At 41.5% G+C, this 600-nt stretch carries 1 protein-coding gene; it reads right to left on the bottom strand.

From position 1 onward, the window contains the following. On the bottom strand, positions 1-600 hold a 600-nt coding region (locus tag AC1DJR_RS32745; RefSeq protein WP_477004546.1), incomplete at both ends, for a serine hydrolase domain-containing protein.

Genomic DNA, 600 nt, shown 5'->3' with positions numbered 1-600 from the left:
GAAGCTTAGTTTCATAGATTCCAAGACCATATCCATCGATTCCTTCTTTTCCTGTAGGAACTGTAGTAAGCATTTGTTTTAGTTGCTGTTCTTTCAGTAATTTACCCCCGAGCAAGTAAGAGAAGAATTTATTTAAGTCGTCAGCAGTAGAAATCATATCTCCAGCTGAGCTACCTGCACTTGGGTTATAATAAGTAACGTCTTTTAGCTCACTTACTCCGTCTGGTTGGACATATCCACGGGCATGCTTGGTGCCTGGAATAACGCTTGAATTGCCAGGTAGGAATGTATTCGACAATTCAAGCGGTTCAATAATCCGACTTTCAATCTCTTCCGCATAGCTGTTTCCGGTTACTTTTTCAATAAGAATACCTAGTAATACGTATCCTGTGTTTGAATAAGACCAGCCCTTTCCTGGGGCAAAGTCTGGGGGCAGAGAAATCCCCATCTTCACTAACTCTTCAGCCGTATACGATTTTTTTGTATCCGTAAAGTCAGCGTCTTTTGACCTTGAGTATTCAGCGATACCACTTGTATGGTTCAATATCTGCCGGATAGTAATCTGGTTACCATCATATCCGTTTCCTTGAATGACACCAG

The organism is Bacillus sp. 05T31 (assembly GCF_056396725.1).
This window is presented reverse-complemented; position numbering and strand designations above follow the sequence as displayed.